The 17,654-nt window shown below is 62.8% G+C and carries 19 protein-coding genes; 5 read left to right on the top strand and 14 right to left on the bottom strand.

Annotated elements, in window-relative coordinates; genetic code table 11:
• Positions 1-13: 13 nt before the first annotated feature.
• The 3 genes from rimO to phaC all read right to left on the bottom strand — a co-directional run bounded on the left by rimO (position 14) and on the right by phaC (position 4,038).
• Entirely contained in the window at positions 14-1,420 is a 1,407-nt protein-coding gene (gene rimO / locus I4X03_RS09780; RefSeq protein ID WP_223468027.1) for a 30S ribosomal protein S12 methylthiotransferase RimO, read from the bottom strand.
• A 116-nt stretch (positions 1,421-1,536) separates the two neighbouring features.
• On the bottom strand, positions 1,537-2,097 hold the full coding sequence (phaR, locus tag I4X03_RS09775) for a polyhydroxyalkanoate synthesis repressor PhaR (RefSeq protein WP_223468026.1): 561 nt from the start codon (positions 2,095-2,097) through the stop codon (positions 1,537-1,539).
• Between the two features lie 213 nt (positions 2,098-2,310).
• The gene (gene phaC / locus I4X03_RS09770; protein ID WP_223468025.1) at positions 2,311-4,038 is read right to left on the bottom strand and encodes a class I poly(R)-hydroxyalkanoic acid synthase; all 1,728 of its coding nucleotides are present in this window, start codon (positions 4,036-4,038) and stop codon (positions 2,311-2,313) included.
• A gap of 45 nt (positions 4,039-4,083) precedes the next feature.
• Between phaC and I4X03_RS09765 the strand changes: the two genes are divergently transcribed.
• Positions 4,084-4,320 (top strand): hypothetical protein, encoded by a 237-nt coding sequence (locus I4X03_RS09765; protein WP_223468024.1) that lies wholly within the window; start codon positions 4,084-4,086, stop codon positions 4,318-4,320.
• 33 nt (positions 4,321-4,353) lie between these two features.
• On the opposite strand, the gene pgeF is transcribed toward I4X03_RS09765, so the two are convergent.
• Both pgeF and I4X03_RS09755 read right to left on the bottom strand, forming a co-directional pair.
• The gene (gene pgeF, locus I4X03_RS09760) at positions 4,354-5,142 is read right to left on the bottom strand and encodes a peptidoglycan editing factor PgeF (protein WP_223468023.1); all 789 of its coding nucleotides are present in this window, start codon (positions 5,140-5,142) and stop codon (positions 4,354-4,356) included.
• Positions 5,139-6,089: an RluA family pseudouridine synthase gene (locus I4X03_RS09755; RefSeq protein ID WP_229428153.1), complete on the bottom strand. Its 951-nt coding sequence runs from the start codon at positions 6,087-6,089 to the stop codon at positions 5,139-5,141. The genes pgeF and I4X03_RS09755 overlap by 4 nt, the downstream gene beginning before the upstream one ends.
• Positions 6,090-6,237: 148 nt before the next feature.
• On the opposite strand from I4X03_RS09755, the gene I4X03_RS09750 reads away from it, so the two are divergent.
• Positions 6,238-7,041: an outer membrane protein assembly factor BamD gene (locus I4X03_RS09750; protein WP_223468021.1), complete on the top strand. Its 804-nt coding sequence runs from the start codon at positions 6,238-6,240 to the stop codon at positions 7,039-7,041.
• 86 nt (positions 7,042-7,127) lie between these two features.
• Here the strand turns inward: I4X03_RS09750 and yaaA are convergent, their stop codons facing one another.
• Complete coding sequence (gene yaaA, locus I4X03_RS09745; protein WP_223468020.1) at positions 7,128-7,895, bottom strand: peroxide stress protein YaaA; 768 nt, start codon at positions 7,893-7,895, stop codon at positions 7,128-7,130.
• Positions 7,896-7,932: 37 nt separating this feature from the next.
• Between yaaA and I4X03_RS09740 the strand changes: the two genes are divergently transcribed.
• From I4X03_RS09740 to I4X03_RS09730, 3 genes are read left to right on the top strand one after another with little or no spacing between them, the layout of a single operon-like run.
• Positions 7,933-8,391 carry a putative toxin-antitoxin system toxin component, PIN family gene (locus I4X03_RS09740; RefSeq protein ID WP_223468019.1) on the top strand — a complete coding sequence of 153 codons (459 nt, stop codon included), beginning with the start codon at positions 7,933-7,935 and terminating at the stop codon, positions 8,389-8,391.
• A gap of 28 nt (positions 8,392-8,419) precedes the next feature.
• On the top strand, positions 8,420-9,577 hold the full coding sequence (locus I4X03_RS09735; RefSeq protein WP_223468018.1) for a pyridoxal phosphate-dependent aminotransferase: 1,158 nt from the start codon (positions 8,420-8,422) through the stop codon (positions 9,575-9,577).
• A gap of 19 nt (positions 9,578-9,596) precedes the next feature.
• Positions 9,597-10,553 (top strand): HD-GYP domain-containing protein, encoded by a 957-nt coding sequence (locus I4X03_RS09730; protein WP_223468017.1) that lies wholly within the window; start codon positions 9,597-9,599, stop codon positions 10,551-10,553.
• On the opposite strand, the gene I4X03_RS09725 is transcribed toward I4X03_RS09730, so the two are convergent.
• From I4X03_RS09725 to I4X03_RS09690, 8 genes are all read right to left on the bottom strand, one after another.
• A complete protein-coding gene (locus I4X03_RS09725) occupies positions 10,554-11,204 on the bottom strand; it encodes a glutathione S-transferase family protein (RefSeq protein ID WP_223468016.1) in 651 nt (216 codons plus the stop codon).
• 15 nt (positions 11,205-11,219) lie between these two features.
• The gene (locus I4X03_RS09720) at positions 11,220-12,302 is read right to left on the bottom strand and encodes a tetratricopeptide repeat protein (protein ID WP_223468015.1); all 1,083 of its coding nucleotides are present in this window, start codon (positions 12,300-12,302) and stop codon (positions 11,220-11,222) included.
• Positions 12,299-13,189 carry an ExeA family protein gene (locus tag I4X03_RS09715; RefSeq protein ID WP_223468014.1) on the bottom strand — a complete coding sequence of 297 codons (891 nt, stop codon included), beginning with the start codon at positions 13,187-13,189 and terminating at the stop codon, positions 12,299-12,301. Before I4X03_RS09715 ends, I4X03_RS09720 begins: the two co-directional genes overlap by 4 nt.
• Positions 13,189-14,949, bottom strand: coding sequence for a pilus (MSHA type) biogenesis protein MshL (mshL, locus tag I4X03_RS09710; RefSeq protein ID WP_223468013.1), 1,761 nt, complete (start codon positions 14,947-14,949; stop codon positions 13,189-13,191). Before mshL ends, I4X03_RS09715 begins: the two co-directional genes overlap by 1 nt.
• Before the next feature lie 22 nt (positions 14,950-14,971).
• Positions 14,972-15,235, bottom strand: a complete 264-nt coding sequence (locus tag I4X03_RS09705) for a hypothetical protein (RefSeq protein ID WP_223468012.1) — start codon at positions 15,233-15,235, stop codon at positions 14,972-14,974.
• Between the two features lie 101 nt (positions 15,236-15,336).
• Positions 15,337-16,020, bottom strand: a complete 684-nt coding sequence (locus I4X03_RS09700; RefSeq protein WP_223468011.1) for a hypothetical protein — start codon at positions 16,018-16,020, stop codon at positions 15,337-15,339.
• On the bottom strand, positions 16,017-16,643 hold the full coding sequence (locus tag I4X03_RS09695; protein WP_223468010.1) for a PilN domain-containing protein: 627 nt from the start codon (positions 16,641-16,643) through the stop codon (positions 16,017-16,019). Before I4X03_RS09695 ends, I4X03_RS09700 begins: the two co-directional genes overlap by 4 nt.
• The gene (locus I4X03_RS09690; protein ID WP_223468009.1) at positions 16,640-17,581 is read right to left on the bottom strand and encodes a type IV pilus biogenesis protein PilM; all 942 of its coding nucleotides are present in this window, start codon (positions 17,579-17,581) and stop codon (positions 16,640-16,642) included. The genes I4X03_RS09695 and I4X03_RS09690 overlap by 4 nt, the downstream gene beginning before the upstream one ends.
• Positions 17,582-17,654 lie beyond the last annotated feature (73 nt).

The following is a 17,654-nucleotide window of genomic DNA, read 5'->3' as shown; positions in this document are numbered from 1 at the left end:
TTTTGAATGTAGGTTAAGCGACAGACGCCCACAAATCGTGCGCGTCGGCGTTGGTGATGACAACATCGGCAAACTCGCCCACCACCAGCTTCTTGCCCGGCACCAGCGAGCGCTTGATATGCACCACGCCGTCGATCTCAGGCGCATCCGCAGCCGAGCGGCCGATCGCTTCCTTGGCGCCGACTTCGTCGACCAGCACGCGCACGGTCTTGCCGATCTTCGCTTGCAGGCGCTTGGCCGAAATTTCTTCCTGCAACAGCATCACGCGGGCGCGGCGCTCTTCGCGCAACTGCTCCGGCACCGGGTTGGCGAGCGCGTTCGCGGTCGCGCCTTCGACCGGCGAATAGGCGAAACAGCCCAGGCGGTCGATCTGCGCTTCTTTCAGGAAGTCGAGCAGGTATTCAAACTCCTCGTCCGTCTCGCCCGGGAAGCCGGCAATGAAGGTCGAGCGGATCACCAGATCCGGGTTCATCGCGCGCCATGCCTGGATGCGGTCGAGGTTCTTCTCGCCGCTGGCCGGGCGCTTCATGCGCTTGAGGACATCCGGGTGGGCGTGCTGCATCGGAATATCGAGGTAAGGCAGGATGTTCTCGCCGGTCATCATCGGGATGACCTGGTCGACGTGCGGATACGGATAGACATAGTGCAGGCGAACCCAGGCGCCGTACTGCTTGGCCAGCTGGCCGAGCGCTTCCACCAGCTGCGTCATGTGGGTCTTGACCGGGCGGCCATTCCAGAAGCCCGAGCGGAACTTGACGTCGACGCCGTAGGCACTGGTGTCCTGCGAGATCACCAGCAGTTCCTTGACGCCGGCCTTGAACAGGTTTTCGGCTTCGAGCATCAGGTCGGCGATCGGGCGCGAGACCAGGTCGCCGCGCATCGACGGGATGATGCAGAAGCTGCAGCGGTGGTTGCAGCCTTCGGAAATCTTCAGGTAGGCGTAGTGCTTCGGCGTGAGCTTGATGCCTTGCGGCGGCACCAGGTCGAAAAACGGCTCGTGCGGCTTCGGCAGGTGCAGGTGGACCGAGTTCATGACCTCGCCAACCGCGTGCGGGCCGGTGACGGCCAGTACTTTCGGGTGGATCTTCATGATCATGTCGTCGCCGGCCGCGTCTTTCTTGGCGCCCAGGCAGCCGGTCACGATGACCTTGCCATTGGCGGCAATCGCCTCGCCGATGGCGTCGAGCGACTCCTGCACGGCGGCGTCGATGAAGCCGCAGGTATTGACGATGACGAGGTCGGCGCCCTCATACGACTTGGCCGTATCGTAGCCTTCGGCGCGCAGCTGGGTCAGGATCTGTTCGGAATCGACCAGCGCCTTCGGGCAGCCGAGCGAGACGAAACCTACCTTGGGTGCGGCGGCTGGGATGCCGACGACAGGATCTGGTGCGGGAACGGGGATACGGCGGAGTTCGGACATGGGGGAGCAGGGAAATTGCAGGGGAATCGGCTATTGTACCGCACTGCAATGCCGCGATGTTGGGCGATGTACGCCGGAGACCCGATCGGGTGGCTCCGGCGCAGCCCGGGACTTGCTTATTTTTTATCGACTGGTACCACCGGTACAAACGGGAAGGTGCCGAAGATATTCTTGCTTTGCGACTGCATCTGTTCCTGCATCTGCACGAACAGGTTCTTGCTCTGGTCGATATAGTTGTTCATCATGCCTTGCATCATCGGCCCCTGGACGTTCATGAACTGGGTCCACATTTCAGGGCTGAACGGCTTACCCTCGTAACCGCCGCCGGCACCGCTGGTGAACTTGTTCTGGATGTCGGTAAAGGCCTGGACGTTCTTTTCCAGGTAAGACCCCATCATGCCCTGCATCGCGTGGCCGTAGTAACGGATGATCTGCGACAGCACCACGCTCGAGAACATCGGCGCGCCGTTCGCTTCCTCTTCCAGGATGATCTGCAGCAGGATGCTGCGCGTCAGGTCGTCGCTGGTCTTCGCGTCAACCACTGTAAATTCGTCTCCATCCAGCACCAATTGTTTTACATCTGACAAAGTAATGTACGAACTCGTCTGTGTGTCATACAAGCGACGGTTAGGGTACTTCTTGATCAGGCGTTCAGCGCTCTTTTTTGCACTACTCATCTCAGGTTTCCACTATTGCGCCGCAGCGCATTTGAATGATTACGAAAAAAAAGCGGACGTTGGTCCGCCGTCCTGCCAAGCCCACTCCGGCGTTTTGAGAGTGAATAGTCAGGAACATACCACTTTGTGGGGCGGGATGCAGTATTTATTGCACTGCATACCAAGCGTAAATACACGGCAATAAAGATTGCCGTGGTTCACGGACCACAGTCCTCAATCGCCACGCACTTTCACGTAACGTCCCGGGGCCGGCTCGATCGGCTTGAAGGTCGCATTGCCAGGCTTGGCCGGCGCCTTGATGTCCTTGCCGCCGTTGTCGGCCAAGAACTTGGCCCATTCTGGCCACCAACTGCCTTTGTGCTCGGTTGCGCCCTCGAACCAGGCGCTCGCCGTGGCCGGGCGCGCCTTGCCGTTGCTGTCGTTGGTCCAGTAGCTGCGCTTGTTCTTGGATGCCGGATTGATCACGCCCGCGATATGGCCCGACGCGCCCAGCACGAAGCGATTGGCTTTCGGCTTCTTTGGATTGAGGATGGCCATCGACTCGAACGCCGCGGTCCACGGCACGATGTGGTCTTCTTTCGAGCCAAACACGAATACCGGTGCATCGATGCTGGCAAGGTCGACCGGCACGCCGCACACCGTCAGCTTGCCACTTTCCCGCAAGTTATTTTCCAGGTACATATTGCGCAGGTACCAGCAGAACATCGGGCCTGGCAGGTTGGTGCTGTCGGCATTCCAGTACAACAGGTCGAATGCCGGCGGCTCGTTGCCCTTGAGGTAGTTTGACTGCACGTAGTTCCAGACCAGGTCGTTGGGACGCAGGGCCGAGAAGGTCGTGGCGAGGTCGCGCCCCGGCATCAAACCGCCGTTGCCCAGCGCTTGCTCGCGCATGGCCACCTGGGTCGGGTCGATGAAGACGTCGAGCACGCCGGTGTCCTTAAAGTCGAGCAAGGCCGTCAGCAGGGTGACGCTGGAAGCGGCCTGGTCGCCGCGAGCGGCCAGCACCGCCAGCGCGCTGGCGACAATGGTGCCGCCGACGCAGAAACCGAAGGCATTGATTTTTGGCTGCTTGGAAATCGCGCGGGTGACTTCGATGGCCTTGATGGCGCCGGTTTCGACGTAATCGTCCCAGGTCAGCGATCCCATCGACTTGTCCGGGTTACGCCACGACATCAGCATGACGGTATTGCCCTGCTCCACCGCATAACGCACTACCGAGTTCTCAGGCTGCAAGTCGAGGATGTAGAACTTGTTGATGCACGGCGGGACAATCAGCAGCGGCGCCTGATGCACGGCGGGCGTGACCGGGTCGTACTGGATCAGCTGGAACAAGTCGTTCTCGAACACCACGTGGCCGGGCGCGGTGGCGACATTGCGGCCAACTTCAAACGCCGACTCGTCGGACTGCGAAATGCGGCCCTTCTGCATGTCGGAGAGCATGTTGCTCAGGCCCTTGGTCAGGCTTTCGCCCTTGCTGTCGATGAGCTTTTGCTGCGCCTCTGGATTGGTCGCCAGGAAATTTGCCGGCGACATCGCATCGACCATCTGCTGCACGGCGAAACGGATCTTCTGATGCTCGCGCGGCGGCGCATCGACGGCCTCGGCCAGCGCGGCCAGGAACTCGGCATTGAGCAGGTAGGACGCGGCGTGGTAAGCGGTCAGCGGATTCGCCTGCCACTCAGGCGCCGAGAAACGCTTGTCCGACAGGACCGGCTTGCGCGATGCGATAAAATCCTGCCAGAGCGCGCCCGCCTTTTGCAGGTAGTCGGTGCGAAGCGCCTCCAGTTTTTCCGGCTTGATCGAAACGCCGGCGTCCTTCATCATGCCGGCCAGGGGGTTGGCACTTTGCGCTGGCATCTGAAACCACGACTGCCATCCCTGGGGATTGGCAAACTGCGTCATCCAGGCCGAGGCCATCGCTTGCGGATCGGGCATATTCATGTGGGCATCCATTGTTAAAAACGTGTTTCAAATGAAGGAAAACCTATGTTGATCGTTGCAATAGCCTGGATCTACGTGGTCGCGCTGATGTCCCTGACCGAGACCTCGATCGTCGCCGGCGTCATGACCTTCCTCGGCTACTGCGTGTTGCCATTATCAATACTTTACTATCTTACAGGCTCTGGTCGCCGCAAGCGCGCGGCGCAAGCGAAGGCCGCACGCGCGGCAGCGGCTTCGGCCCCGGCTGCAGCGGGTGACGATGGCACGGGCACGTCGCCGTGATGAAGTGAGCAGTATTGGGCAAGCCAGCCTGCTCTACTTGAGCCAGATCAAACTCGCCTGACGGCCGGTAACATGATCACGCCGGTACGAATAGAAGCTGTCGCGCTCGGTGAAGGTGCAGTGCGTCCCGCCGGAAACCCGGCTGATGCCCTCGCGCGCCAGGAACAAGCGCGCCAGCGCATACATATCGGCGAAGTACTTGCCTTCCCGGCCGGGGTATGGCGCGAACGCCGCCCTCACCTGTTCAATTTCTAGAGTGCCGCGCGCGCCGGCCATAAAACTGTCCAGCACGTCAGTGCCCACCTCGAACGCCTGCGGGCCGATCGCCGGGCCCAGCCAGGCCGTGATCTCGCCGGCGCCGCGCGCGCGCATCGCCGCCACGGTTTCGCCCAGCACGCCAGCGGCCAGGCCGCGCCAGCCAGCGTGGGCGGCGCCGACCACCTTGCCTTCCAGATCGGCAAACAGCACCGGCAGGCAATCGGCGGTCATCACCGCGCAGACCACGCCGCGGCGATCGGACACCGCGGCATCGGCAACCTGAACCGCCGCGCCCGGCACCACGGTGGCTGCGTCGGCCACCGCGATACCGTGCACCTGCGAGGTCCAGGCCGGCGACGCGGGCAGCAGCGCTTGCAGCCGTGCCCTGTTCTCGCGGACCGCCACGGCATCGTCGCCGCAATGCAGGCCCAGGTTCAGCCCGCCGCCGCCGCGGCCGTCATCGTAGGGGCCGGTGCTGACGCCGCCCGCGCGCAGCGTGGCCATCGCCCCGATGTTGGCGGGGGCGTCAGGCCAGTCGGGCGTGATGCTTGATGCTTGCGTCATGCCGCTTCAGGTTCGGGAATGCCGCACTGGGCGATCAGCTCGGCGAAATCGCCGGCCAGCGGCACGATCCACTCCCAGTCCTCGCCGGTGCCGGGATGCACCAGTCCAAGGCGGCGCGCCTGCAGCGCCTGGCGATGGAAGAACGGCGCCAGATGCTGCTTGCCGTACACGGTGTCGCCCACCAGCGCAAAGCCGATCGACATCATGTGCACGCGGATCTGGTGGGTGCGCCCGGTTTCAAGCTGGCACTGCACCAGGCTGACCGGACGGCCTTCCAGCACGCCGCTGGACAGGCGCTGGTAATGGGTAATCGCCGGCTTGGCCGAGAAGTTGGTCGACACCGCCATCTTGACGCGGTCCTTCGGGTGGCGGCCCATCGAAGCATCGATGGTGCCCGACAGCTGCGGCGTGCCCCAGACCAGCGCGAAATACTCGCGCTTGACGGTGCGCGCCTGCAACTGGCGCACCAGGTCGGTCTGCGCCGCCAGCGTCTTGCCGACCACCATCAGGCCACTGGTGTCCTTGTCGAGGCGGTGCACGATGCCGGCGCGCGGCACATTGGCAAGTTGCGGGCAATGATGCAGCAGGCCGTTGAGCAAGGTGCCGGCCCAGTTGCCCGCGCCAGGATGCACGACCAGGCCGGCCGGCTTGTTGACGACGATGATGTGTTCGTCCTCGTGCACGATGTCGAGGTCGATTGCTTCAGGCGTGTAGGCTTGGTCTTCGGGCGCGCTTTGTGGCACGATAACGACCGCTTCGTCGCCATACGCGGTATCCTTGCCGCGCTTTGGCTTGCCGTCGACGAGCACATGCCCGCCGTCAAACCATTGCTGGATGCGGCTGCGCGAAAATTGCGGCACCAGGCCGGCGACGACCTTGTCGAGGCGCTGGCCGCATGCATCCGGCGTGAGTGCCAGGGTAATCGGGGACAGGTCGGAGCCGACCATGGCGGGCGTCAGTTCAACGTCCAGCTCATCGTCAAAGTCCGGGTCTTCAGGTAAATCCGCCGAAATCGGCGTTGGAGTTAATATCACAGCATTCCCATCGGCTATAATCAGCCTTTCGTTGAAACTCGAATCATTCTTGCAAAAAGATATGCAAAAAAAATTGAAAGTAGTTGTTGCTTCGTTCCTTCTGCTTGGTTTGTCCGCTTGCAGCTTGCTCCCGGAGAAAACCGACGCGAGCAAAAATTGGACAGTGGAGAAATTATACGCTGAGGCGCGCGAAGAAATGACCGGCGGTCATTACGAGAGCGCGATCAAGCTGTTTGAACGCCTCGAATCCAACTACCCGTTCGGCACCTACGCCGCCCAGGCGCAGATGGAAATCGCCTACGCGCACTACAAGACCCAGGACCAGGCACAGGCGCTGGCAGCGGTCGAACGCTTCATCAAGCTGCACCCGAACCACGCGGCGGTCGACTACATGTACTACCTGCGCGGCCTGATCAGCTTCAATGACCAGGTTGGCTTCCTTGGCGTGCTGTACACCCAGGACCCAACCGAGCGCGACCCGAAGGCAACGCGCGAATCGTTTGCCGCGTTCAAGGCGCTGGTCGACAAATTCCCGAACAGTGTCTACCGCGAAGATTCGATCGCGCGCATGAAGTACCTGGTCAATGCGATGGCGCAGTACGAAGTACACGTTGCCAACTACTACTACCGCCGCGGCGCCTACCTCGCCTCGCTGAATCGCGCACAGAATGCCGTGCAGGATTACCAGGACGCGCCGGCGATCGAAGAAGCACTGTGGATCATGGTCCAGAGCTACGACAAGCTCAACATGCCCGAGCTGCGCGACGACGCCCGCCGCGTGTTCGTCAAGACGTTCCCGGACAGCCGCTTCCTGAACCCGAATGCACAGGGCAAGCAGTGGTGGAAATTCTGGGGCGGCAAGTAATTTTTTGTCCCCCTGGGGTCAGTTCCGGCATTCGGACATTTCGGACCTAACATGTCCGAATGTCGGATCTGCCCCCCAAGAAGAAATCAAGCAATCTTGCGGCGGAATACCCAGCTTGATTCGTTCGAGGCTTCCTTGACGTAGGCGTAGCCGTCCATGTCGAAGCGCTTGAGCTTGGTGGGATCGGTGATCCCTTTCACCGCCGCGTAGCGCGCCATCATGCCGCGGGCGCGCTTGGCAAAGAACGAGATGATCTTGTACTTGCCGTTCTTCCAGTCTTCGAACACCGGCGTGATCACCGGCACCGACAGCAGCTTCGGCTTGACCGACTTGAAGTATTCTTCCGACGCCAGGTTCACCACCGCCTTGGCGTCTTGCTCAGCAATCACCTCGTTCAGCTTGCCGGTAACAGTGTCGCCCCAGAAGGCATACAGGTCCTTGCCGTGCGCGGTTGACAGGCGCGTGCCCATTTCGAGCCGGTGCGGCTGGATCAGGTCAAGCGGGCGCAGCACGCCGTACAGGCCGGACAGGATGCGCAGCTTCGATTGCGCATACGCCAGCTGCTTCGGCTTCAGGGTGCGCGCGTCGAAGCCGTCGTAGACATCGCCGTTGAACGTCATGATGGCCTGGCGGCCGTCGGCCGGGTCTTCGTTCCAGCTGGCATAGCGGCCGACATTCAGCGTCGACAAGGCGTCCGAGATGCTCATCAGGCTGCCGACCTGAGCCGGCGAGTAGGTGCGCAGCACGTCGATCAGCTCGCGCGAGCGGGGCAGGAAATCCGGCGTGGTGTGCAGCTTGGTGGTGGGAGGCGTTTCGAGGTCGAGCGATTTTGCGGGCGACAAAACAATCAGCATAGAATTAATTGACTAACCAAACGATAAACAATCCGACATGATACCTGCTCCAGCGAAACGCATCGTCATCGATACCAATGTATGCCTCGACCTGTTCGTGTTCCACGACCCGCGCTGGAACACGCTGCTGGCCGATATGGAAAGCGGCGCGCTGGAGGTGGTGACCCGCTTCGACTGCCGCGATGAGTACCATGTGGTACTGCACTACCCTCACCTGCCCCTCGACGAGGCCAGCCGTCCGCAGTCGGCCGCCCGCTTCGACGCCCTGATCAAGGTGGTGGCGCCGGCGCCCAGCCTGGTGCGCTTGCCGGTGTGCAGCGACAAGGACGACCAGAAATTCCTGGAGGTGGCGCGCGACGCCGGGGCCGAGATCCTGATCACCAAGGACAAGGCCTTGCTGAAGCTGGCGCGCAAGACGGCGCAGGCCGGTTTGTTCCGGATCATGTTGCCGGAAGCATGGGTGAAAGCACGGCTGGCCGAAGCTGAGCTAGAATGAAAAATCGGTCCATCATTTTCCAGGCTTTATGAATACCCCACCCCTGCGCACCAAGCTGCCGGCAGTCGGCACCACCGTTTTCACCCGCATGTCGGCGCTGGCTGCCGAACATGGCGCGGTGAACCTGGGACAGGGCTTCCCCGATTTCGCGTGCGACCCGCGCTTGCTTGACCTGGTCGCGGACGCCATGCGCGCCGGGCACAATCAGTATCCGATGATGGCCGGCGTGCCGGCGTTGCGCGAGGCCATTGCCGCCAAGGTGGCGGCGCTGTACGGCCATGCCTACGACCCGCTGGCCGAAATCACCATCACCAGCGGCGCCAGCCAGGCGGTGCAGACGGCCATCCTGTGCTGCGTGCATCCGGGCGACGAAGTCATCGTCATCGAGCCGGCGTACGACTGCTACTTGCCGAATATCGCGCTCGCTGGCGGCGTGGCCGTGCCGGTGTCGATGGCGCTGGGCGACGATGGCTACAGCGTGCCATGGCCGGCGCTGGCTGCCGCCGTGACCCCGCGCACCCGCCTGATCATCATCAATTCGCCGCACAACCCGACCGGCGCAATCCTGCGCGAAGCCGACCTGCACGCGCTGGCCGACATCGTGCGCGGCACCGATATCCTGGTGCTGTCGGATGAAGTCTATGAACACATGGTGTTCGACGGCGTCCGCCACGAATCGGTCTGCCGCCATCCCGAACTGGCCGCGCGGTCCTTCGTTATTTCCAGTTTTGGCAAGACCTACCACGTCACCGGCTGGAAAGTTGGCTACGTTGCCGCACCGAAGCCGATGATGATGGAGTTTCGCAAGGTCCATCAGTACAATGTTTTTACGGTCAACACGCCGATGCAGCACGGAATTGCCAGTTACATGGCCGACCCGGCGCCGTATCGTGAGCTGCCGGCGTTCTATCAGCGCAAGCGCGACTTGTTCCGCGAAGGCTTGTCGGGTTCACGCTTCACCTTGCTGCCGGCCGATGGCACCTACTTCCAGTGCGTGCGCTACGACGCCATCTCGGCGCTTGACGAGGCCGCGTTTTCGGAGTGGCTGACCAGCGAGATCAAGGTCGCGGCGATACCGGTGTCGGCCTTCTACAGCGAGCCGAAAGAATCGGGCATCGTGCGTTTCTGTTTTGCCAAGAAGGATGAGACACTGCAATTGGCGCTGGAGCGCTTGTCCAGCTTGTAAGACCAACGTAGGGAATGCAATGGCAGACATGCAAGCAGAACACGCCGTCAGCGCCGGGCAGGTCTCGGTCCTGCGCAGCCTGAACCAGCTGGCCCAGCGCCTTGACCGGGTCTTGCAATCGCTGGGCAACGGCGACAATGCCGAGACCGAACTGCGCGCCATCGCCAGCGGCGTGATTGCCGCGGCGCACCAGTCGCCCGACGTTGCCCTCGCCACCATTTTCCTGAACCAGATCGCCGGCCCCTATGCGGTGCGCCATTGCGTCGAAGCCGCGGTCGTGTGCGCGCTGATCTCGCCGGTGATGGAACATAGTCCCGCCGAGACCAGCCGCATTGTCGTGTCCGCCCTCACGATGAACGCTGGCATGATGCGACTGGCTGAAATTTTCCAACTGAAAGACGGGCCGCTCAGCGACGACGAGCGCCGCGCGATCCTGCGCCACCCGACCGAAGGCGCGGAGTTGCTGCGCCGCGCCGACATCGACGACGAGGAATGGATCGCCTGCGTGCTGTCCCATCACGAACTCGACGATGGCAGCGGCTATCCGGAGGGCCGCAGCGCCGGCGCCATTCCGGACGGCGCGCGGCTGGTCGGCATGGCCGACCGTTATTGCGCCCTGGTGTCGGCGCGCAATTACCGCCGCTCGATGCTGGCGCCGGACGCTCTCAAGAAACTATGCGGCGAGTGCAGCCAGGCGTGGCTGGTGGCGGCCTTCGAACAAGAAATTGGGCAGTATCCGCCCGGCACCCTGGTACGCTTGAAGAATGGCGAAACCGGGGTGGTGTCCCACCGCAGCGGTCCCGACGGCGCGCGCCACGTTTATTCGATGCGCGATCCGGCCGGTGTACCGTTTGCGCCGATCGAGCGGCGCAGCACGCGTGAACCGCTGTTCGCCATTGCCGAAGTGCTGCACGAAGACAATGCCGCCTTGCGCTTCAGCATGCGCCAGGTCTGGGGCGACGCAGCCGCGGTCTGATTATTTGGCGAACGACGCCATAAACGCCGGCATGCTGGCGATCCGGTCGGCGTTGATTTTCGCAACGGCTGGCCGTTCGCCCAGCCGTTTCAGGTAGTCTTTCACCGGCAGTGCCGCCAGCAGGTCTTCACCGTAAACTTTCTTCGTGGCCGACATCGCCAGCGGCAGGTGGCATACCGCGGCGCAGTCGGCCAGCGTGAATTCATCGCCCGCCACATAGGGCGAGAACTTCGCAAGCTGCGCGAACGCGGCGATGTTCTTGTCGAGCTGCTTGCGCACGCGCTCCTTGGCGCTCTCCGACACTTTGCCGCCAAAAAACGCTTCGCCGTACAGTTCGCGCACGACCAGTTCGAGGTGCAGTTCCATGAACATGACCAGCTCCTGCACCTTGGCCGCGCGGAACGGGTCGGCCGGCAGCAACGCCGGCTGCGGATAGCGCGCCTCGATGTAATTGACCAGCACTTGCGATTCGGCCAGGGTGCCGTCTTCCGTTTCCAGGTACGGCACTTTGCCCAGCGGCGACTTCGTCAGGATCTCGGTCTTCGGCGTCCCCAGCGTCACGCATTCCTCGAACGGCACATCTTTTTCAAGCAGCACCAGTTTGACTTTGTTGTAGTAATTGCTAGCGGCAAAGCCACATAATTTCAGCATCGTTGCTCCAGAAAGTTAGCGCGACAGCAGCGCAATATTGCGCTCGACAAATGCACGCAGTTGCGGGGTCAGTGCCGATGACTGGATCGCGCGATCGTAAGCGACCAAGGCCTCGGCGGTGCGCATGTCGGCCTGCAGCGACATCCCCAGGCCCATCCACCAGACGCCATTGCCCGGCGCGGTGCGCAGGGCCGCCTGATATTGGTCGGCCGCCTCACGGTGGCGCTCGTCGCGCGCAAGGGCGCCGGCGAGAAATGCATGGTACTCGCCGTTGCCTTGCGCATGCGGCAAGGTGCGCATCAGGGTATCGATGCCGGACGTGCCGCCTTCAATCTGGAGGCGCGCCAGCAGCATTGCCATGGCTGGCTGGCGCGGATCAAGCCGCAAGCCGTCCTGCAGCACGCGCATGGCCGGTCCCTTGCGTCCGCGTTCCACCAGCAAGCCCACCAGGGTCTGGCGCGCGGCTTCATGGCGCGACTCGATGCTGATCGCTTGTTCAAAGCCGGCCATGGCGTCGCCAATCCGGCCATCCTGCAAGTTGGCCAAGGCGCGGTTGTATTCGCTTTCGGCGCGCTGCCGCGCCGTCATCTGGCGCCCGGCTTCAGCGGCTGGCTGCATGCGTACCAGTGCCGCGCGCGGCGGCGTCGCGGCCCGGGCTTCCTCGACAACCGGCTTTGGCGCCGCTGCAACGCGCACCGCGCGCTTCGGCTTTTCGATTGATGCGACCTCGACCGGCGCTAGCGGTTCCGCTTCCGGCGCCGCCTCTTGTTCCGGCGCAGGCGCGGGAACTGGCTGGACGTCGATGATCGGCGTCGGCGACGGCAGGTTGTCGACCACTTCCGGCGGCATCGGCTGGATCGCGGTTGCCGGCGCCGTCACGGTCGGCCCGATGACCATCGGGGCCGGGTTGCGCTTGACCCACCAATAGCCGATCCCGGCGGCCAAGGCCAGGGCCAGGGCCACTGCGGCGGCGATGCCAACAGCCACCATCTGCGGGTTGCGCTCGTGGGTGACCGATTTCAGGTTGCTCTGCGCCGATGCGCCCGGCGCGGAGCCGCGCGCGTCCAGGTCTTGCAGCATCTTGTTGATCAAGCTCATTTGGACAGCGCCCATACAAGGCCGCCGGCAGCGGCCAGCAGCGAACAGGCGGCGGTGGCCAACGGCCACAGCCGGCGCCGGGTGGTGATGGTATCGCGCGCCGCCAGCACCACATGGGCGCGGCTGACCTCTTGCTTGCCCTGGCCGTACGCCACCATCAAGGATTTGTGCGCGAGGATATTGACCAGCCTGGGGATGCCGCCGCTGGCGCGGTACAGTTTCGCTACCGCGCCCCGGCTGAACAGCCGCGAGCCCGAATAGCCGGCAACGCGCAGCCGGTGCGCCAGATAGTAGTCGAGGTCATCCTTGCCCAGCGGCCCGAGGTGGTAGTGGAAAATGATGCGCTGGGCCAGCTGGCGAATCGATTCCAGCTCCAGCTTGCGGTTCAGTTCAGGCTGGCCAAACATGACGATCTGCAGCAGCTTGCGCTTTTCCGTTTCCAGGTTGGTCAGCAGGCGCAGCGCTTCCAGGCTCACCACCGGAATTGCCTGCGCTTCGTCCAGGCACAGCACCACGCGCTTGCCTTCCCCCGCCAGCCCCATCAGGCGCATCATCAGCGCCTTGATCAGCTGGTGCTGGTCGACGTCCTTGGCCAGCTCGATCGACAATTCGTCGGCCAGCGCCAGCATCAGCGTGCGCGGTTCGAGGTAGGGATTGGGAATGTAGGCGGTAACGAAATCGTCGCCCAGGGTCGCCATGAACTTACGGCACAGCAGTGTCTTGCCGGTACCGACTTCCCCGGTGATCTTGATGAAGCCTTCGCCATTGCGCGCCGCCACCAGCAGCGTGTTGAGCGCTTCCTGGGAATGCGGGCTGGTGAAAAAGAAGCTCGTATCAGGCGTAATGCTGAACGGAACTTCGCGCAGGCCGAAGTGCTCGCTGTACATTACTGGCGCCTCTGGTTGCCCGGGTCCAGGTCCTGGATGCGGCGGCTGGTGTCGAGCAGGTCCTGGTTCCAGTTGGCGCCGCTTTCGACGATCGTCGGCTTGATCAGGACCACCAGCTCGCGCTTCTGGTTCACATTGGCTTTGTTGCGGAACAGGTTGCCGATCACCGGCAGGTTGCCGGCGCCCGGCACTTGCGAGCGGTCGTTGGTCGACGCCTGGCGCATCAGGCCGCCGATTGCCACGACCTGGCCATTCTGGCCGCGCACCATGCTATCGATTTCGGACGTCGACGAGGCTGCCAGTGGCAGGCTCAGGTTACCCGCACTGCCCAGGTTGATGCCTTTGGTAACCGTGGTGACCTGGCTGACCGACGGGTGCACGTGCAGGATGATGTTGCCCTTGTCGTCGATCTGCGGCGTCACATCGAGCACCACGCCGGAAAAGAATGGCTGCAAGGTCACGCTAGGCGTCACGGTGTTGCCGGTCGCGCTGGTGTTGGTGGTCGTGGTCACGCCGGTGACGTAGAACTCGTCGGTGCCGATCTTCAGCACGGCCTTCTGGTTGTTCAGGGTCGCCACGCGCGGGCTCGACAGGACGTGCACCGTGCCTTGCGATTCCAGGAAGGAAATCAGCGCGGCGAAATTATTGGTCTGGAAGGCCAGTCCGAACAGCGAGTTGCCAAGGCTGCTGGCGTTGGCCAGCGCGAAGCCCGTGGACGCCAGCAGGCCGGTGGCGTCCGAGATCGTCGGCGGCTGGCCGCCATTGAACGGCAATGGCGCCAGGGTGGTGCCCGGACCGACATAGCCGGTCGACACGCGGTTGTCGTGCGAGCTCTTGAACGAAGCGAACGAGGCCCAGTTGATGCCGCTCTGGAAGCTGTCGTTCAGTTCCACTTCGAGAATCTTGGCTTCGAGGATGACCTGGCGGTCCACCGACAGCTGGGTCGCTTTCAGGTAGCGGTCGACATTGCGCAGTTCTTCCGGCATCGCGCGGATCACCAGCACGCCCGACTGCGGGCTGATGACAACGCTGCGCCCGCCCTTTTCGGCTGCGCCGACGATGGCTTCGATGGACGCCTTCAGGTCGGCCCAGAAGTCATTGCTCGACGTGGTGTTGACGCTGGAACTGTCCGACGCGGCGCGGCTGCCGGTGCCGCCGGCATCGTCCTGGTTGTTGTTATTGTTGTTCTGGTTGTTGCCGTTATTGCTGCCGCCGCTGTTGCTGATGCCCGCATTGGCGACCGAGGTCGAGGTCACGCGCAGGTTCGACGTGCCCTTGCGCGCGCCCATCAGGTAATTCACCTGGAACATGCGGGTCTGCATCGTCAGCGGCTTGATCGAAATGCGCGTGCCCTCGATCTTGTATTCGTAACCGTACAGCTCGCGCACCGCGTCGAGCGCCTCGACCATCGTCACGTCCTTCAGGTTGGCCGTAATGGTGCCGGCAACTTCCGGATGCACCAGCATGTTGTAGCGTGTGCCCGCGACCAGCGAGTTGAAGAACTGTTGCGCCGGCACGTTGTTGAAGGACACATTGAAGCGCTCCTCCAACGCCGGGCGCGCCTTCGGCAACTGCGCGGCGAGCGCCGCGGCAGGCGGTAGCAAGGCGTTAGCGACCGCATCGTCGACCCTGGTCGGGCTCACGGGTTTGGCGGCGGCGCCGGCCACTTCCGCGCTGATCTTGTCATACGTTGCGCGCTCGGACGGCGTGCCGCAACCAGCGAGACCAAGGGCGGCGGCGATCAGGAGGAATTTTTGCATGCTGTCTGTCTTCATGGCCTGGCTATTGTTGTACGGACTTGGTGTTCTGGCCGGCCACTGTCGCCGGGAACAATTTCAGCACTTGCTTCTTGCCGCCTTTCGACAGCACGACCTCGCTTTGCGTCATGCGCTCCACCCTGGCGCCTTGATAGGTGTCGCCCAGGCGCACGGTGGCGCCATCGATCACCGCCACATGCCGGCCACCCGGCGTGCGGGCAATCAGGATCGACTGCAGCTTCGGACCGTCCATGGCCACGGCACCTGGCGTCCCGTGTCGCGGCGACATCAGCGATGCCGGCGGGCGCGTCGGATCTTGCAAGGCCTGCGCCAAGGCCGAGCTTGTCACGAAGGCGCATGCTACGGCAAGTGATATACGGCCAAGCGGCTTCAAAGCTTCATCCATTTCCGGTCCAGGCTCAGCGTATGCAGGGTCAGGGTCAGGCGCGAGTCGGGGTATTCCTCGACCTCCAGCGCGGCGCTGCTCCATAACAACTGGGTCGGCATCGTTTCGAGGGCGTGCATATAGTTGATCATGTCGAGGTAGTTGCCGCGCACGGTGACCTGCACGCCGTGGCGGTACAGTAACGCGGGCTGCGCGGCGCTGGCTGCGGGGGCTGCGGCTGGCGCCGGGTTGTAGCTGGTTTCAGCGACGGCCGTGGCCGGCATGGTTTTCATCGACACCAGGGTCAGGCGTCCGTTCCTGGCCAGGATTGCTTCCAGCAACGGCGCGATTTTCTCGGGGGCGACCAGGCCCTGCTCCAGGGCGCGCAACTTGCCGCCCAGCGCGTCGATATCAGCCTTGGCCTTGGCCAGACGGGCACGGTTAGGCGCATCCGGGTCGATCGAGAAACCTTGCAGCTTGGCGCTGATCTCGCTGTCGATGCCGCTGATGTTATTACGGACCTGGGCGATCTGGGTGCCGAGCGCGGCTTTCTTGGCGAACAGCGGACCGAGCATCAGCGAATAGACGATAAACAAGATTGCCGCAGCCACTGCGACGAACACCATGGCGCGTTCGCGCAAGCTGAGCGCGTCGATCCTGGCGCCGAGCGCGATCAAACGAGGACTCATCGCGCCGCCTCCTGCACGACCGACTCAAGACGGAATTCGACGAAAGGCGCAGCGACCGCCTTGCCGCCCTCGCCCTTCATCTCGCCCTGGGCGATCTCAAGGCTGGCAAACGACTTGCCTTGCATGACAGGTTCGCGGGTCAGGCGCGTGATGTAGCCGGGCACCATGCTGCCCTCCATCGCCCGGCCACGGATGCCGATATCCGCGCCCGCCACCGACACGCCGGTCAGCCACAGGCCGCTCACATTCTGGCGCGCCAGTGCCTTGTAGTAAGGGGAAAAACCGGTGGTGTTACCCAGTTCACCACGCTCCAGGACCCCGGCGACGCGCTGCAGCGCGCGTAGCTGGCCGTCCGCTTCGGCGATCTCGGCCTCCAGTGCCGGACTTGGCGTACGCGGCGCGAACTCGGCATTGACCATCGCCTGGCGCGCCTGCTTTTGCACCAGTTGCGCGTTGACCATTTGCGCTTCTTTTTCAAGCGTGTTGACGTGATGCTTGCCGTAAGCAACCATCGCCAGCGAACCGACCAGCAGCACACCCAGCGCTTGCGCCATGGCGAAGCTGCTGAAGATTTTCTTCTGCTTCAGGAAAACCGGGTTGAAAAGATTAATCTGCTGGCTCAAAGCAGGATCTCCTCATGGCGCAGGGCCGCGCCGATCGTGAAGAAGAAACGCTGCTGCACGGTCTTGTCCTGCAACGCAGGAATGCCGCTGATGTCGAGCGCGTCGCCCAGGTCCATGGTCTGGACCGGCGTATACAAGTTGCTCGACAGGTACTCTTCGAGGCCGGTGATACCGCTTGGCGCCAGCAGCAACTTGGAGACACTAATGAAATGGAACTGGCGGTCGAAATGATCGAGCGAGCGCTGCAACTCGAGCGTGATCTTGTCGAAACTGGCATGTTTGCGGTCGTGGTCGGTGTCGAGCAGTTGCTCAAGCGTCACGTCGATCCGGCGCGACAGATACAGCTCGCCGGTGAAGGTGACCGTCAGCAAGCCGCCATCGGCGCCGAACGACAGCATCGCCAGGCCGCGGCCTTCCGGTTCCAGCAAGGTGGAGATGTTTCGCTGCGCCATCTCGGGAATGTCGATCACCGACAGGCCGACCTTGGCCTCGGCGAACACCGCCTGGCGCTTTTCGATCACGCTGTTGCGCGCAGCGACGGCGAACATCCCGTGGTTGGTACGCACAGTCGCGTTCTTGTCAGCCGGGATATCGAGCACATCGATGGTGGCGTCGTCGACGTGGAAGTCGAGCATGTCCTTCAGGCGCCAGCGCACCGCGGTCTTCAACTCGTCGGCGGGAACATTCGGGGCCTCGACCGCCAGCATCTGGTATTCGCCGCCGGAGAGTACGGTGGTGCAGTGGTAGGTCGCGGCGCGCAGTTCGCGGCCAGCCTTTTCCAGCAAGTCCGCGCCCGGATTGCCGCCGTAGAAGACGCAGGTGTCGACGCTCGGCTTGCTGCCAGCGACGCGCGCTATGCTGGCGGCAGCGATGCCATCTGCAAGCATTGCAAACGACAGCCAGGATTCAGTCTTCTTCGCTTTGTTAAAAAAACGCATGCAGGCTTTAAGTTAATTAGGCGACTTGATGAAGACCACGCCATAGTTACTTGATTATATTCAAGTCTCACCC

Source organism: Massilia soli (genome assembly GCF_016809835.1).
Classification (GTDB): domain Bacteria; phylum Pseudomonadota; class Gammaproteobacteria; order Burkholderiales; family Burkholderiaceae_D; genus Telluria_A; species Telluria_A soli.
Note: the sequence above shows the minus strand (reverse complement) of the source record. Positions and strands in the feature narration are given on the sequence as shown.

Excerpts from the sequence above, each read along its gene's own strand:
- I4X03_RS09765 (WP_223468024.1), top strand. The coding sequence starts at position 4,084 with ATGTTGATCGTTGCAATAGCCTGGATCTACGTGGTCGCGCTGATGTCC.
- I4X03_RS09735 (WP_223468018.1), top strand. The coding sequence starts at position 8,420 with ATGAATACCCCACCCCTGCGCACCAAGCTGCCGGCAGTCGGCACCACC.
- phaR (WP_223468026.1), bottom strand. The coding sequence starts at position 2,097 with ATGAGTAGTGCAAAAAAGAGCGCTGAACGCCTGATCAAGAAGTACCCT.
- pgeF (WP_223468023.1), bottom strand. The coding sequence starts at position 5,142 with ATGACGCAAGCATCAAGCATCACGCCCGACTGGCCTGACGCCCCCGCC.
- I4X03_RS09755 (WP_229428153.1), bottom strand. The coding sequence starts at position 6,089 with ATGGTCGGCTCCGACCTGTCCCCGATTACCCTGGCACTCACGCCGGAT.
- yaaA (WP_223468020.1), bottom strand. The coding sequence starts at position 7,895 with ATGCTGATTGTTTTGTCGCCCGCAAAATCGCTCGACCTCGAAACGCCT.
- phaC (WP_223468025.1), bottom strand. The coding sequence starts at position 4,038 with ATGAATATGCCCGATCCGCAAGCGATGGCCTCGGCCTGGATGACGCAG.
- I4X03_RS09720 (WP_223468015.1), bottom strand. The coding sequence starts at position 12,302 with ATGAGCTTGATCAACAAGATGCTGCAAGACCTGGACGCGCGCGGCTCC.
- rimO (WP_223468027.1), bottom strand. The coding sequence starts at position 1,420 with ATGTCCGAACTCCGCCGTATCCCCGTTCCCGCACCAGATCCTGTCGTC.
- I4X03_RS09700 (WP_223468011.1), bottom strand. The coding sequence starts at position 16,020 with ATGAGTCCTCGTTTGATCGCGCTCGGCGCCAGGATCGACGCGCTCAGC.
- I4X03_RS09715 (WP_223468014.1), bottom strand. The coding sequence starts at position 13,189 with ATGTACAGCGAGCACTTCGGCCTGCGCGAAGTTCCGTTCAGCATTACG.
- I4X03_RS09690 (WP_223468009.1), bottom strand. The coding sequence starts at position 17,581 with ATGCGTTTTTTTAACAAAGCGAAGAAGACTGAATCCTGGCTGTCGTTT.
- I4X03_RS09730 (WP_223468017.1), top strand. The coding sequence starts at position 9,597 with ATGGCAGACATGCAAGCAGAACACGCCGTCAGCGCCGGGCAGGTCTCG.
- I4X03_RS09725 (WP_223468016.1), bottom strand. The coding sequence starts at position 11,204 with ATGCTGAAATTATGTGGCTTTGCCGCTAGCAATTACTACAACAAAGTC.
- mshL (WP_223468013.1), bottom strand. The coding sequence starts at position 14,949 with ATGCAAAAATTCCTCCTGATCGCCGCCGCCCTTGGTCTCGCTGGTTGC.
- I4X03_RS09740 (WP_223468019.1), top strand. The coding sequence starts at position 7,933 with ATGATACCTGCTCCAGCGAAACGCATCGTCATCGATACCAATGTATGC.
- I4X03_RS09750 (WP_223468021.1), top strand. The coding sequence starts at position 6,238 with ATGCAAAAAAAATTGAAAGTAGTTGTTGCTTCGTTCCTTCTGCTTGGT.
- I4X03_RS09705 (WP_223468012.1), bottom strand. The coding sequence starts at position 15,235 with ATGTCGCCGCGACACGGGACGCCAGGTGCCGTGGCCATGGACGGTCCG.